Annotated in this window: 9 protein-coding genes and 1 pseudogene; 6 read left to right on the top strand and 4 right to left on the bottom strand. The window is 69.9% G+C overall.

All coding sequences use genetic code 11. The features are described from left to right. Nucleotides 1–12 precede the first annotated feature (12 nt). Nucleotides 13–801, top strand: coding sequence for a protein phosphatase 2C domain-containing protein (locus tag EHO50_RS31430; RefSeq protein WP_128434616.1), 789 nt, complete (start codon nt 13–15; stop codon nt 799–801). Nucleotides 802–836: 35 nt separating this feature from the next. Here the strand turns inward: EHO50_RS31430 and EHO50_RS31425 are convergent, their stop codons facing one another. Both EHO50_RS31425 and EHO50_RS31420 read right to left on the bottom strand, forming a co-directional pair. Then, entirely contained in the window at nt 837–5,021 is a 4,185-nt protein-coding gene (locus EHO50_RS31425) for a tetratricopeptide repeat protein (RefSeq protein ID WP_164904991.1), read from the bottom strand. 169 nt (nt 5,022–5,190) lie between these two features. Beyond that, the gene (locus EHO50_RS31420; protein WP_128434614.1) at nt 5,191–5,703 is read right to left on the bottom strand and encodes a MarR family winged helix-turn-helix transcriptional regulator; all 513 of its coding nucleotides are present in this window, start codon (nt 5,701–5,703) and stop codon (nt 5,191–5,193) included. Between the two features lie 249 nt (nt 5,704–5,952). Here EHO50_RS31420 and EHO50_RS31415 point away from each other — a divergent pair, with 249 nt between their 5' ends. After that, on the top strand, nt 5,953–6,783 hold the full coding sequence (locus tag EHO50_RS31415; protein ID WP_128434613.1) for a lysozyme: 831 nt from the start codon (nt 5,953–5,955) through the stop codon (nt 6,781–6,783). 113 nt (nt 6,784–6,896) lie between these two features. Here the strand turns inward: EHO50_RS31415 and lon are convergent, their stop codons facing one another. Continuing rightward, nucleotides 6,897–9,311 carry an endopeptidase La gene (lon, locus tag EHO50_RS31410; RefSeq protein ID WP_128434612.1) on the bottom strand — a complete coding sequence of 805 codons (2,415 nt, stop codon included), beginning with the start codon at nt 9,309–9,311 and terminating at the stop codon, nt 6,897–6,899. A 170-nt stretch (nt 9,312–9,481) separates the two neighbouring features. On the opposite strand from lon, the gene EHO50_RS31405 reads away from it, so the two are divergent. Then, nucleotides 9,482–10,276: a GNAT family N-acetyltransferase gene (locus tag EHO50_RS31405; protein ID WP_128434611.1), complete on the top strand. Its 795-nt coding sequence runs from the start codon at nt 9,482–9,484 to the stop codon at nt 10,274–10,276. 3 nt (nt 10,277–10,279) lie between these two features. On the opposite strand, the pseudogene EHO50_RS31400 reads toward EHO50_RS31405, so the two are convergent. Next, nucleotides 10,280–11,080: pseudogene (locus EHO50_RS31400) on the bottom strand (rhomboid-like protein); the annotation flags it as partial. Nucleotides 11,081–11,619: 539 nt separating this feature from the next. Between EHO50_RS31400 and EHO50_RS31395 the strand changes: the two are divergent. From EHO50_RS31395 to EHO50_RS31385, 3 genes are all read left to right on the top strand, one after another. Beyond that, nucleotides 11,620–12,297 (top strand): spermidine synthase family protein, encoded by a 678-nt coding sequence (locus tag EHO50_RS31395; RefSeq protein ID WP_128434610.1) that lies wholly within the window; start codon nt 11,620–11,622, stop codon nt 12,295–12,297. A gap of 132 nt (nt 12,298–12,429) precedes the next feature. After that, nucleotides 12,430–13,167 (top strand): response regulator transcription factor, encoded by a 738-nt coding sequence (locus tag EHO50_RS31390; protein WP_062706191.1) that lies wholly within the window; start codon nt 12,430–12,432, stop codon nt 13,165–13,167. Beyond that, entirely contained in the window at nt 13,164–14,270 is a 1,107-nt protein-coding gene (locus EHO50_RS31385; RefSeq protein ID WP_128434609.1) for a sensor histidine kinase, read from the top strand. Before EHO50_RS31390 ends, EHO50_RS31385 begins: the two co-directional genes overlap by 4 nt. Nucleotides 14,271–14,458: the final 188 nt, after the last annotated feature.

Below are 14,458 nucleotides of genomic sequence, written 5' to 3'. Positions count from 1 at the left end.
CAGACTGGCCGGATGCGAACAGAGCTTGTTTCGGAGCCCGGCGACCCCGCCCGCCCCAACGAGGACTTCGCGAGCGTCGGCCTTCCCGCCTCGGGACAGGGCGGCGCGCTGGTGGTTCTGGACGGAGTGACCCCGCCGAGAGGCGAGACGGGCTGTCTGCATTCCGTCCCCTGGTTCACCGCACGGCTGGGCGGAGCCCTGACCGAACTGACCGTTTCACTCCCGGATGTTCCCCTCGTCGACGCCTTGGCCCGCGCCATCGCACGTACCGCCGAGGCCCACGCCGAAACCTGTGACCTTTCTCACCCACGCACCCCACAGGCAACGGTGGTTCTGGCGCGGTGGTCGTCAGAGTCGCTGGAGTACCTGATCCTTTCCGACTCGGCCCTGCTGGTGGAGTCGCCGGACGGTGCGATCACGCCCTACCTGGACGACCGCCTGTCCCGTCTGCCCCGCGCCTCCCTGGCCACGGACGCCTTGATCGACGCCCACATCCGCAACAAGGAGGGCGGCTTCTTCACGGCCGCCGCCGATCCGACGGTGGCGGGGCGGGCGGTGACGGGGGTGCTGCCGCGCGGGGAGGTACGGGCGCTGGCGGCGCTGACGGACGGGGCGACGCGGTGGGTGGAGAAGTTCCGGGAGGGGGACTGGGGGGACTGCTTCCGGCTCCTGCGGAAGGAGGGGGCGCGGGAGCTGGTGGATCGGGTGCGGGGGCTGGAGCGGGCCGACGCGGAGGAACGTATGTATCTGGGGCGGAGCAAGACGCATGACGACGCGACCGTGGTGTATGCGGAGTTGTGAGCTACTTGATCGCTCCGCCTGTGCGGGAGGCACAGCTACTCCGGGGGCGACTCGTCGGCCTCGGCCTGCTCTGCCGACGGAAGCGTTATCGACATGACCACTTGTACGCCGTTCTCGGGCAGGTAAGCGCGGAGCTTGTCCTCGAAGGCATCGTCACCGACGAGGGCTCTCTGCCTGTTGAGCCAGTAAATGTCCGTCGCGGCCGAGACTCCCATCTCCAGACGTAGAGCGAGCGCCTGAAGATTGAGGGGGATGCCTTCAGCCGGCTGATTCAGCTTTGTTCGCAATATGCCAAGTTGACTGATGGTGGCGGCGATTCCGGCTCGGTCACCGATTTCCTCACTGATGGCCAGCGACTGGAGATAGTACTCCTCGGCCACGTCATAATTCTCCCGCATTTCTGAAACCGTGCCGAGGTGGTGGTAGCTGGCAGCGATCCCAGCCCGGTCGTTGCGGTCCTTGCTGATGGCGAGCGAATTGCGGTGGCACTCTTCGGCGAGGTCATAATCACCCCGATCCTCCGCAACGCTACCGAGTTGATGATAGCTGGTGGCAATGCCGACGGGATCGCCGAGTTCCTCACTGATGGCCAGTGACTTGCGGTAGTAATCCTCGGCTACGTCATAATCTCCCCGCATTTCTGCGATCGCGCCGAGTTGGTGGTAGCTGGCACCAATCCCAGACCGGTCGTCACGCCCTTCCTTGATGGCGAGCGATTTTTGACAGAGCTCTTCAGCTTCGTCATAGTCCCCCCGCCTCACCGCGATGATGCCGAGTTGGTGATAGGTGATGGAAACGCCGACTCGATCGTCGTGTGCCTCGCTGATGGCGAGCGATTTTCGGTAGTATTCTTCGGCTTCACCGTAATCCCCCCGTGCATCCGCGATCGTGCCCAGCTGGTGGAGGCAACCGGCAGCGGCCTGGGAGTCGGCGGGAAACCAGGAGAGGCTCTCCTTGAGCAGACGCTCTTCCCAGTCCCACGCGCCCCAGGTCTGCAATTGCAGGCACACATGGCCGGTGACAACATTCGCCTGATCGAGATCACCGGCTCGGTAATGATGATGACGGGCTTCAATGAGGTCGATGACGTCGGCGGCCTCGTCCTGCGGCAATACGTCGACGCGCCACCGCCAGAAGGCAGCAGCCCGGCGATGTGCTGCTGTGAGGGCATCAGGGGCGCTCCGGTTTCGCAGGGCGTCAGCGGTCCAGCGGTGTACCAGCAAGCCGCTGGGCCGAGTGCCCGGCTCGTCCTCCGACGCCGGGGCGGGGGAGACCAGACCCAGTTCCAGAAGTAGACACAGGGCAGCCTCGGCATCGTCGTCGAGTTCGACGGGAGGCCGGGACAGCTCCCCGAGATCGTGTCGGTACTGGGCGATCACCTCCAGAGGAAGACCCCAGCCTTCCGCCGCCACGGCTCCCTCAGCCTGGGCTCGCCGGATCCGTTCCCGCACTGTCTGGAGCCGGTCCCGCAACGCCGGTTCAACCTCCGGTACCGAGGTCAGGTCCGACAGTTGCCAGGCAGCCCCCGTCCGGTCGACCGGCGCGCGATACACCGCAAGCCCGTCCAGCAGCAGCCGCGCTCCCGGCACACCGTCCAACTGCCCCAGCAGCGTGTCGAGCAGCACGTCGTCCACCGCCAGCGTGACCGTCTCGGCCAGCGCCTTGTCGAGGTCACCGGCGATCCCGGCCAGCCATCGCTCCGGTGTACGGATGCCGCGTCGCGCCAGCGCCTCCTCCATGCGCTCGGCGATGTCGGGGAACCGTGCCTCGCCACCGCGCAGCAGCGCGTCCAGGTACTCCAGTGCCCGCGGATGACCGCCGACATCGGCGTAGGCACGTTGGAGGTCATCCTTGCCGAGGGCGTCCAGGCCGGGCAGCCGCCAGATCAGCTTGCGGGTTTCGGCGAGCGACAGCGGGCCCAGGTGATGCACCGTCAGGCGCCGGTGCATCCGGTTCGGCAGGCTGAACGGATACCGGCTGGTGACCAGCAGTCGAGCGCGAGGCGCGGCAGCCGTCCAGGCGGCCAGGAATTCCGCCAGGTCGGGATCGGTCGGCTGCCAAGCCCCGTCGGAATGGACGAGGAGGTCCTCGGCGTTGTCCAGCACGAGCAGGACCGGCACCCGTGGCAGGACGACCTGCTGGATCAGTTCCCACCGTTCCCGCCACGACGGCGTGGCATCGGCGAGCATGGCCGCCACCCGGCGCAGCATGTCCTCCTCGGGAAGCCCGGCGGACACGCAGCGAACAACGAGACGCTTCCGCAGGGTCTCCAGAACCGAGTCGACGGTCGGAACCGTAGCGGCCGGGACGGGCACCACCAACCCCGCTTCGGGGCCCAGGTGATGCAGCAGCTCGGCGGTGAGCGTCGACTTGCCGACGCCGCCGATCCCGTGGATCAGCACGCCTGCCCGGTTGGAGTCGCGCAACACGGCCAGCAGTTGCCGCAACTCCGCACGGCGCCCCACGAACTCGCCGACCTTGCGCACCACCATTCCCTCTTCCAGCACCCTGTCCGGCACCGGTGCCACCCGCTCGACGCCTTGCCCGGCGTCGAACAGCGGCAGGGGCGCCCCAGCGAGGAAGAGGGACGGAGTGGACCACTCCGGCCAGGCGACCCTCGGATCGCCCACCGGGAGCTGCTGCCGTGCGGCCTCCAGCCGTCGCCGCGCCCGCGAAAGCGCGGCCAGCGGGACGGGATGCTCCACCCGGCCCAGGTCCTCGTACACGAGAGCAGCCAGCTCGGTGGCGTACCGATCGGTGACCGTCTCAGTCATCGCCAGCACGCTCGGAACCCCTCGGCCCAGAAGCTCCCGCGCCAGTCCTGCACGAGCCTCGGCGGCGGCCTCATCGGCATCCGCCTGCGGTGCCTGTGCCGTGGAACAACCCGACAGGACCACCAACGGCACCCCACGTCCCGGCGGCAGCACGTCATCCATGAACCGCCGCGCGTCCACCTTGTCCAGCCCGCCGTCGTCCTTCTCCAGGAACAGCACACCCGGAGCGGCATGACACGACAGATGCAGCACGTGGAAGCGCTCCTCCTCCAAAGCCGCGCGAATCTCGGCGACGCTCCCCCAGTTCAGTACCCGGACATACGCCCCCTGCTTGGTCCGCGCGGAGCCCACCGCGTCCAGAATCCGCGCCAGCTCCCGCTCGTAGTCGAGCAGTTCACCGCCGCCGGCCTCAGGGCTGGCCACCACGGCCAGAATCCGCAGCGGCCCAGGGATCGACATCGCCACCGGCGGGGTCTCCCGCCGTACCTTGCGGTACAGGTCGACCCGCTCGGACAGCACCAGCGGCTCCTGCGCGCCGGGCACCACCAAGCTCTCCCAGGGCAGATCCCGCCACTCGGCCGCGTCGACCCGCAGCCCGATCCGCAGCGGAGCGTTGCAGTCACGAGCCAACACCGCCTCGCGCCGCAACGCGGCCCCCACCTCCCCGTTCACGAACCGCTCGCCCAGAGTCCGACCGACGGCGGCCAAGGCGCCGTTGACGCCACCGGAGATCACCGGCGTGTCCGTCGTGGGCGGGGTCCGGGTCACGTGATCCCCGCGCACTCGCTCCCGCGCACGCTGCAACGCCCGAACCCGTTCATCCAGCTGGCGGTCCAGCTCGGCCGCCACGAGCGCGTCATCCGCGCCGAGCGGAGCACCGGACACCTCGGCTCCCTCGGTGGAGAACACCACCGACCCCGCACCGACCCGTAACTCCGCGTGGATGGGCCCGTCCGGCCGGTACTCCAGCCCCCGCGGCGGGACCACCACACCCGTGGCCGCCGGCCGCTCCGAGTCAGCCAACCCGCGTACGGCCCGCACGAGTTGCCGTACCTTCGCCTCGTACTGATCCGGCGCCGCCACCGTACGAAAGTCGACGAACAGCCGGGACGCGATGAAGGGCGGAACCGTCGCCACATCGCCCCACAGCACCGGGATCAACCGCTGCCGCCCGGCCGTCGAAGCCGTCATGGCCGCAGCGAACTCCTCGTTGCACCACTCGGAGGCGATCCACAGCGGAGTCACGACGGCCACCAGCGCGTCGGCCTTCGCCAGTCCGTCCTGCAACCGCGTAGCCACCCGCTGCCCGGCGGCCAGTTCCCACCGGTCGAACCACACCCTCAGCCCGAGCCGCTCGAGATTCCCCGCCAGCGCGACGGGCCACTCCCCGTCCCTGAAGGCGTAGGAGAAGAACACATCGAATCGCTCGGCCCCGGCTCCGGCCACACCGCACCCCCGTACGCAGCACCCCGGGACGGATCCCCTGACAGCCGCCCCCGAGGCTGAGGAATGAAAAGGATGCCAGGACTCGCAGCCCGCGGCAGCCACAACGGCCCATTTCCCCGCACCGGGCCGGACAACTCGAAAGCCGGACGCCTTGTGACGCGTCGTGGCCCTACTTCTCCATCCCCCGGTTCAACTGATTCAGCAACCGAGCCAGCTCCGCCACCTCACCCCGATCCCAGTGGGACAGCTGCGCGACATACCGGGCGCGCCGAGCCTCCCGTACCTTCGCGACCCGCCCGCGCCCCTCCTCCGTGAGGTGCACCAGCCACGCCCGCCCGTCGGCGGGGTCGGGCTCGCGGGCCACCAGGCCCAGATCCTCCAGGGCGCGCAGCTGGCGGGACATCGTGGCCTTGCCGACGCCGATGTAGGCGGCGAGTTCCGTGGCCCGCAGCCGGCCGGACTCGTCCAGTCGGACCAGCAGCCCGTACGCCGCGGACTCCAGGTCGGGATGGACCTCGCGGGCCATCTCCCCCTGCTTGGCCCTGGCACGCCGGAACAGAACCGTCAACTCGCGTTCCAGGTCGAGGAATTCAGGCTGTCCCATACCGCCACCGGACACTCCCCCGGAGGGGGCACTCCCGGACTCGACTCTCCGCCCGTCGCCGTTTCCGTCTTGCTGCACGTCAGCCCCTGCCTCGATTTTCCCGGTCCTGAAAATTTCCGCCACCCGCCGTCATTGCCGCAGCTCCGCCAGTATTTCGCAGGCTTAGACCAACGGCAGCCTCCGGACCCCCTTCCACCTGCCCTTCTCCGTGCATAGCTTCTCCACCAGGCACTTGACTGGCATGCACACGCCATAGCTCACCATGGCCGCAGGCACCACCGCAGCGCGTTTCCCCACCGAGCGTCACCGAGCCTTCGGAGGCACGCTATGCCCGTGCACAGACCCGAACCGCTCCGCCCCCGACGCCCGCATCTCACCGGGCTCCTGCTCGCCGCCGCCCTCTCCCTCCTCCTCGCCGTCCAGCCCTCTCCCGCATCCGCCGACGACACCCCAGCGCGCGGCTCCGCCCGCATGGGCATGGGCGTCGCAGCCCACGACGGCGTGCACGGCAGCCCCGCGAACACGCTGGCCACGCAGACGGAAGGGGTGGACGTCTCCAGCCACCAGGGCAACGTCGACTGGGCGACCCTGTGGAACAGCGGGGTCAAGTGGGCCTACGCCAAGGCAAGCGAGGGGACGTACTACACCAACCCCTACTTCGCCCAGCAGTACGGCGGCTCCTACAACATCGGCATGATCCGCGGCGCCTACCACTTCGCCACCCCGGACACCACCAATGGAGCAACCCAGGCCAACTACTTCGTCGACCACGGCGGCGGCTGGTCCCGCGACGGCAAGACCCTGCCCGGCGTCCTCGACATCGAGTGGAATCCGTACGGCGACGCCTGCTACGGCAAGACACCGAGCGGGATGGTCACCTGGATCCGTGACTTCCTGAACCAGTACAAGACCCGCACCGGCCGCGACCCCGTCATCTACACGGCCACCAGTTGGTGGAAGCAGTGCACCGGCAACCACAGCGGCTTCGCCTCCGCCACCCCGCTGTGGATCGCTCGGTACGCGACGACGGTGGGCGAACTGCCGGCGGGCTGGAGCTACTACACGATGTGGCAGTACACGTCCTCCGGGCCGACCGTCGGCGACCACAACAGGTTCAATGGCGCCTTGGATCGGGTCCAGGCTTTGGCGAACGGCTGACCCGCGGCCGCACGGCCCGGGCCGCGCCCCCGGCGTACCGGCCACCGCCCCCGCGGCGAAGGCCCGGGCCTCCCTCACGAGAACCCGGGCCTTCCCTCATCCGGTCACGTCCGTCACGCCGCGACCGGAACCTCCGGCGCCACGCCGCTGATGGCCGGCGACAGCGCCAGCTCCAGGACCTGGCGGACGTCCGTGACGGCGTGGACGTCGAGCTTGTCCAGCACCTCGGCGGGGACGTCGTCCAGGTCGGGCTCGTTGCGCTTGGGGATGATCACGGTCGTGACGCCCGCCCGCTGGGCCGCGAGCAGCTTCTGCTTCACGCCGCCGATGGGCAGGACGCGGCCCGTGAGTGAGACCTCGCCCGTCATCGCCACGTCCGTGCGCAGCGGGCGGCCGGACAGGAGCGACGCCAGGGCCGTCGTCATCGTGATGCCCGCGCTCGGGCCGTCCTTGGGCACCGCGCCCGCCGGGAAGTGGATGTGCACGCCCCGGTCCTTCAGGTCCGCGACCGGGAGCTCCAGTTCGGCGCCGTGGCTGCGCAGGAAGGACAGGGCGATCTGCGCCGACTCCTTCATGACGTCACCCAGTTGGCCCGTCAGCGTCAGACCCGCCGCGCCCGTCTCCGGGTCGGCCAGCGACGCCTCGACGAACAGCACGTCACCGCCCGCGCCCGTCACCGCCAGGCCCGTCGCCACGCCCGGCACTGCCGTACGGCGCTCCGCCGGGTCCTGGGCGGACTCGGGCACGTGGTGCGGCCGGCCGATCAGACCGCGCAGGTCGGCCTCGCCCACCGTGAACGGCAGCTTCCGTTCGCCCAGTTCGTGCTGGGCCGCGACCTTGCGGAGCAGTCGTGCGATCGAGCGCTCCAGGTTGCGGACGCCCGCCTCGCGCGTGTACTCGCCGGCGAGCTTGCGCAGTGCGCCTTCGTCGAGGGCGACCTCGTCCGCCTTCAGCCCAGCCCGCTCCAGTTGGCGCGGGAGCAGGTGGTCGCGGGCGATGACGATCTTCTCGTCCTCGGTGTAGCCGTCGAGGCGGACCAGCTCCATACGGTCGAGCAGGGCCTCGGGGATGGCCTCCAGGACGTTGGCGGTGGCGAGGAAGACCACGTCCGACAGGTCCAGCTCCACCTCCAGGTAATGGTCCCGGAAGGTGTGGTTCTGGGCCGGGTCCAGGACTTCCAGCAGGGCCGCCGCCGGGTCGCCCCGGAAATCGGACCCCACCTTGTCGATCTCGTCGAGGAGCACGACCGGGTTCATCGAGCCGGCCTCCTTGATGGCCCGCACGATCCGGCCGGGCAGCGCGCCGACGTACGTACGGCGGTGGCCGCGGATCTCGGCCTCGTCGCGGACGCCGCCGAGGGCGACCCGGACGAACTTGCGGCCCATGGCGTGGGCGACGGACTCGCCGAGCGAGGTCTTGCCGACGCCGGGCGGGCCGACCAGGGCCAGTACGGCACCGCCGCGCCGGCCGCCGACGACACCGAGGCCGCGGTCGGTACGGCGCTTGCGCACCGCGAGGTACTCGGTGATCCGCTCCTTCACGTCCTCCAGACCGGCGTGCTCGGCATCCAGCACACCCTTCGCGCCCTGGATGTCGTAGGCGTCCTCGGTCCGCTCGTTCCACGGGAGTTCGAGGACGGTGTCCAGCCAGGTGCGGATCCAGGAGCCCTCGGGTGACTGGTCGCTGGACCGCTCCAGCTTGTCGACCTCCTTGAGCGCGGCCTCCCGGACGTTCTCGGGCAGGTCGGCGGCCTCCACGCGGGCCCGGTAGTCGTCGGACTCCTCGCCGTCCTGCTCGCCATTCAGCTCGCGCAGTTCCTTGCGGACCGCCTCCAGCTGACGCCGCAGCAGGAACTCGCGCTGCTGCTTGTCGACGCCCTCCTGGACGTCCTTGGCGATGGTCTCGGCGACGTCCTGCTCGGCGAGGTGGTCGCGCAGTTGCTGGGTGGCGAGCTTGAGGCGGGCGACCGGGTCGGCGGTCTCCAGCAGCTCCACCTTCTGTTCGGTGGACAGGAAGGGCGAGTAACCGGAGTTGTCCGCGAGGGCCGAGACGTCGTCGATGGCCTGGACGCGGTCGACGACCTGCCAGGCGCCGCGCTTGCGCAGCCAGGCAGTGGCGAGTGCCTTGTATTCCTTGACGAGTTCGGCGACCTGTCCGGGCAGCGGCTCGGGCGCGCTCTCGTCGACCCGCGTCCCCTCGACCCACAGCGCCGCACCCGGTCCGGTCGTCCCGGCGCCGATCTTCACGCGGCCGCGACCGCGGATGAGGGCGCCCGGGTCACCGTCGGCCAGCCGGCCGACCTGCTCGACGGTGCCGAGCACACCGGTGCTCGCGTACGTGCCGTCGATGCGTGGCACCAGCAGCACCCGTGGCTTTCCCGGCTGGGACCGGGCGGCCGCCTGCGCGGCCTCCACCGCGGCGCGTACATCGGCGTCGTTCAGGTCCAGCGGGACCACCATTCCGGGCAGCACGACCTCGTCGTCGAGCGGCAGCACGGGCAGGGTGAGCGATGTGGACGTCGAAGCCATGATCTCCCCTTCGGCAGTCAAGTTGAGTTATGCCGACTCAATGCACGGAGGAGCTCGAATGTTCCCAGGCCTTCGTTCGCTGTGAGCGATCAACTGCGCCACCCACTGTGACCTCGGTCTTTGCGAATAAACGCTTGTCGGGGGCCGGTTGCTTCCCGCACCGTCTCCCCGTGACAGAGACAGAGATCCTTCTCGCGGCCTACGACGACCAGATGCGCGGCGCGCCCCCGACCCCGCCCGCCGGTGTGACGTACGAACAGGACGGCCCCCTGCTGCGGATCGTCGGCGGATTCCGCGGCCTGGTCAGCGGCCCGCGCTCGCTCGGTGTACGCGGCGCCGAACTCGACCGGCTCATCGCCCGGCAGCGCGACTACTTCGCGGCGCGCGGCGAGGCGGTGGAGTGGAAGACCCGGTCCCACGACGACCCGGCGGACCTCACCGACCGCCTGCGCGGGGCCGGCTTCGTGCCCGAGGAGCAGGAGACGGTCCTGGTGGGTCGGGCCGCCGACATGGCCGTACGACAGCCCGTTCTGCCGGAGGGCGTGACGCTGCGGCGAGTCACGGCGGACGCGGACATGCGCCGCATCGCCGCGATGGAGTCGGGCGTGTGGGGCCAGGACTGGAGCTGGCTCGCCGACGATCTCATCGGCCGTGTCGCGTCCGCGCCGGACGAGATCGCCGTGTACGTCGCCGAGGCGGACGGCGAGGTCGTCTCCGCGGCGTGGCTGGTCTTCCGCGAGGGGACCGAGTTCGCAAGCCTGTGGGGCGGCTCAACGCCGGCCGAGTGGCGCGGCCGCGGCATCTACCGCGCCCTGGTAGCCACCCGCGCCGCCCTCGCCGCCACCCGCGGCGTCGACTACCTGCACGTCGACGCCTCCGACGACAGCGCACCCATCCTGCGACGCCTGGGCTTCCAAGCGGTGACGACGACCACCCCGTACGTCTGGTCGCCCACGGCCAGCTGAACCCGGGACACACCAGCGACGCACCACCGGCCACAGCCCGACCCCGATGACCAGGGAGATCAGATGCCCCCAGTTGGTCAGCGGGTCCGTGAGGTTCAGCAGGTCCTGGATCAGCATCCCGCCGAACAGCACCAGCACCGGCCACCGCAGCCACGGCCGGAGCAGCCCGGCCAGCGCGCCGACGCTCGTGGCGACGCCGAAGCTGATGCCGTAGTCGAGGCGGTGCAGCGAGCTGTCCGGGAGGTGGCCGACCAGCACCGCGAGCCCGACCGGTACCTCGGTCGCGAGGGTGGCCAGGACGTGCCCGAGCAGGAAGACGGTGGCCGTGCGAGCGCCGCCGATTCGCCGCTCCAGCGCGGTGAGCACGAGCAGGAAGCAGAGCGTGTAAGGCCCCGTGATCCCGCCCGCGACCCACAGCGCGCTGGCGATCAGCACCAGCACGGGCGTCCGCACCAGGTGCGCCACATCGGTGCTGGAGCCCTGGTGCAGGGCGTGGACGAGGGCGGGGCCGGCGTAGGTGGCGATCAGTGAGGTGACGGCAAGTACGGCGGCGTAGGCGCAGGTGAAGGGCGTTCCGGTGGGGGTGGGGAGCAGACGCCAAGGGTGGAAGGCACGGGTGTTGGGCTCGGCGGCCTCGGTGACCTGGGCGGCCTCGGGGGTGACCGGTGCCGGGGCGGTAATGCTCGGCGCAGGAGGGGCGCTCAGTGGTCCGCGCTGGCGCGGCATGCCGTCCAGCAGCTGGGCCACATCGGGGAAGCACGCGTCAGGGAAAGGACCGGGACAACCGGAAGGACCGGCCGCCATCGGGGACGCGGGCTCCGAAGGCGCCGGCCCCGAAGGCACAGGCTCCGCACTCGAGCCCTTCACACCCCCAACTGCAGTCCGTTTCAAGGTGAGGCGCTCCTTCCGTTTCCCCCACCCTTGGCCCGCAGCCCACCCCTGTCTGTGATCGGCGCCACACGGGAGCGGATTCTCAGCAACCTCTCAACAAGCCCACCGGCCGCTCGCAGATCACATCGCGCTGCGGCCAACCGGTCGGCACCGACCGCGAGAAGGTCGGCTTCGGCTTCAACAAGGGCGTGCCGAACGGCCTGTTGCGCGAACGCCTGGGCTTACCGCCCCCTGCTCCCTACTCCTCGCGCCCTGCCCCCCTGCTCCCCGCTCCCGTCAACGCTCCCGTCAACCTGGAACGGCACGCCCTACTCCCCACGACGCCGCCCCCAGGCGGACCCGGTCCACGGCAGGGAGGTTCCGGCGCTCCCCGGCCGGCGCGGGCTCACCCGCTGACGTGACGCTGACGTAATTCCCTCGGCCGTCCCGCTCTCACCTGCCAGGATGGCCGGATGCCCACTTCGTACGACATCCCCGAAGTCCTGGACCGTCGCGAGGGCCCGTACGGCGAGGTCGTGCTGCGGCGGCACGGCGAGCTGCTCCAGATCATCGCGAACGGCTGCTTCTTGATGGACACCTCCGACGGGCGCTCGGAGCGGCTGCTCGTCGACGCGGCGCTCGGCGCGCTGGACGGGCGGCCGGACCCGCAGGTGCTGATCGGCGGGCTCGGCGTCGGGTTCTCGCTCGCACACGCCGCCGCCGATCCGCGCCCGAAACGGATCACCGTGGTCGAGCGCGAGCCCGCGATTATCGGCTGGCATCTCGACGGCCCGTTGTCCGACTTCTCCGCCTGTGCCCTCGCCGACCCGCGCACCGAGATTCTGGAAACGGATCTGGTGGCGCACGTACATGAGACTTACGACACGTATGACGCACTGTGTCTCGACATCGACAACGGCCCCGGCTGGACCGTCACCGAGGGCAACGACAGCCTGTACTCACCGGCTGGACTGGCGGCCTGCGCAGGCGCGTTGAGGCCGGGTGGGGTGCTGGCCGTATGGTCCGCCCAGCCCTCTCCGGAATTCGAAGAAACCTTGTGTAATGCCGGATTCCAACAGGTGCGTACCGAAGAGATCCCCGTTGCCCGGGGCGTTCCGGACGTCGTGCACCTCGCCGTCCGACCTGGATAGCCGTGGCACGGTGACTCCCCGTACTCTGCTTCTCTGACGCGGATCATTCAAGCGTCAATCGCAAGCATGCGCAGGCATAGCCAGTTAGCGGGATCACCCCACGGATTCCGGAAAGCAACTTTGGGGCGGGCGATGGAGCAGACACACACCTCCCACAACGGCACGACGGCGACCCCGGGCGCACAGCGCCGGGTCCTCGTGGTCGAGGACGATCCGACCATCGTGGACGCCATCGCGGCCCGCCTGCGCGCCGAGGGTTTCCTCGTGCAGACCGCGGGCGACGGTCCGGCGGCCGTCGACACGGCCGAGGCCTGGCAGCCCGACCTGCTGATCCTCGACATCATGCTGCCGGGCTTCGACGGCCTGGAGGTATGCCGCCGGGTGCAGGCCCAGCGGCCGGTGCCGGTGCTGATGCTGACCGCGCGCGACGACGAGACCGACATGCTGGTCGGCCTCGGCGTCGGCGCGGACGACTACATGACCAAGCCGTTCTCGATGCGGGAGCTGGCGGCACGCGTGCACGTGCTGCTGCGCCGCGTCGAGCGGGCCGCGCTGGCCGCCACGACCCCGCGGTCGGGCATCCTGCGCCTCGGCGAGCTGGAGATCGACCACGCGCAGCGGCGGGTTCGGGTGCGCAGTGAGGATGTTCACCTCACGCCCACCGAGTTCGACCTGCTGGTGTGCCTGGCGAACACCCCGCGCGCGGTGCTCTCGCGTGAGCAGCTGCTCGCCGAGGTGTGGGACTGGGCGGACGCCTCCGGCACCCGCACGGTCGACAGCCACATCAAGGCGCTGCGCCGGAAGATCGGCGCCGAGCGGATCCGCACCGTGCACGGTGTGGGCTACGCCCTGGAGACCCCGACGCCATGAGCGACGGGCCGGCCGCGCGGAGAGGCCCCGGGGAACCCTGGGGCGGCGTACGTCCGTTCTCGATCAAGACCAAGCTGGGCGCTCTGGTCGTCATCGCGGTGCTGATCACGACGGGTCTGTCGATGCTCGCCGTGCGCACCCAGACCGAGCTGCGCTTCATCATGGTCTTCTCGATGATCGCCACACTGCTCATTACGCAGTTCGTGGCGCATTCGCTCACCGCGCCGCTGGACGAGATGAACGCGGTGGCCCGGTCCATCTCGCACGGCGACTACACCCGCCGGGTGCGGGAGAACCGCCGGGACGAGCTGGGCGACCTGGCCGAGACGATCAACCTGATGGCCGACGAGCTGGAAGCCCAGGACCAGCAGCGCAAGGAGCTGGTGGCGAACGTCTCGCACGAGCTGCGCACCCCGATCGCGGGCCTGCGGGCCGTCCTGGAGAACGTGGTCGACGGCATCGCCGAGGCCGACCCCGAGACGATGCGCACGGCGCTGAAGCAGACCGAGCGGCTGGGCCGGCTCGTGGAGACGCTGCTGGACCTGTCCCGCCTGGACAACGGCGTCGTACCGCTGCGCATGCGGCGCTTCGAGGTCTGGCCGTACCTGTCCGGCGTGCTGAAGGAGGCCAACATGGTCGCCTCCGCGCGCGGGGGCATGGCGTCCGGCTCCGGCAGCCACACCCGTACGGACGTCCATCTGCACCTCGACGTCTCCCCGCCGGAGCTGACCGCGCACGCCGACCCCGAGCGCATCCACCAGGTCGTCGCCAACCTCATCGACAACGCGATCAAGCACAGCCCGCCGCACGGCCGCGTGACGGTCAAGGCGCGGCGCGGGGCGTACCCGGAGTCGCTGGAGCTGGAGGTCCTGGACGAGGGTCCGGGCATTCCGCGGTCGGACTGGCACCGGGTCTTCGAGCGGTTCAACCGGGGCGCCGTGATCCGGCCGCACGGGCCGGGCAGCGACGGCGGTACGGGGTTGGGGCTGGCGATCGCACGCTGGGCCGTCGATCTGCACGGCGGCCGGATCGGTGTGGCCGAATCCGATCGGGGTTGCCGGATTCTTGTCACACTTCCCGGGCAGCCATCTGTACCAAGTTGACGTAAAGTTCGAAGCGGAGCGACAAGATCCACGTGCGTCCTGACTGACGGACACGTGTGATCAGGCAGAGCCCCTCGCCTGTGGCGGGCCGGGCCGCGGTCGCGCCATCCCAGCTGAAGCGGAACCACGCTTGTTTCCCGCCATTTCCCGGCACGAAACACGCTTTCCGATGTGACTTACGCGACGAT

It is taken from the genome of Streptomyces cyaneus, from assembly GCF_004028635.1.
Taxonomy (GTDB): Bacteria; Actinomycetota; Actinomycetes; order Streptomycetales; family Streptomycetaceae; genus Streptomyces; species Streptomyces cyaneus.
This window is presented reverse-complemented; position numbering and strand designations above follow the sequence as displayed.

Coding starts and splice junctions, on each gene's coding strand:
- EHO50_RS31385 (WP_128434609.1), top strand. CDS start 13,164: ATGAGCGACGGGCCGGCCGCGCGGAGAGGCCCCGGGGAACCCTGGGGC.
- EHO50_RS31395 (WP_128434610.1), top strand. CDS start 11,620: ATGCCCACTTCGTACGACATCCCCGAAGTCCTGGACCGTCGCGAGGGC.
- EHO50_RS31430 (WP_128434616.1), top strand. CDS start 13: ATGCGAACAGAGCTTGTTTCGGAGCCCGGCGACCCCGCCCGCCCCAAC.
- EHO50_RS31415 (WP_128434613.1), top strand. CDS start 5,953: ATGCCCGTGCACAGACCCGAACCGCTCCGCCCCCGACGCCCGCATCTC.
- lon (WP_128434612.1), bottom strand. CDS start 9,311: ATGGCTTCGACGTCCACATCGCTCACCCTGCCCGTGCTGCCGCTCGAC.
- EHO50_RS31390 (WP_062706191.1), top strand. CDS start 12,430: ATGGAGCAGACACACACCTCCCACAACGGCACGACGGCGACCCCGGGC.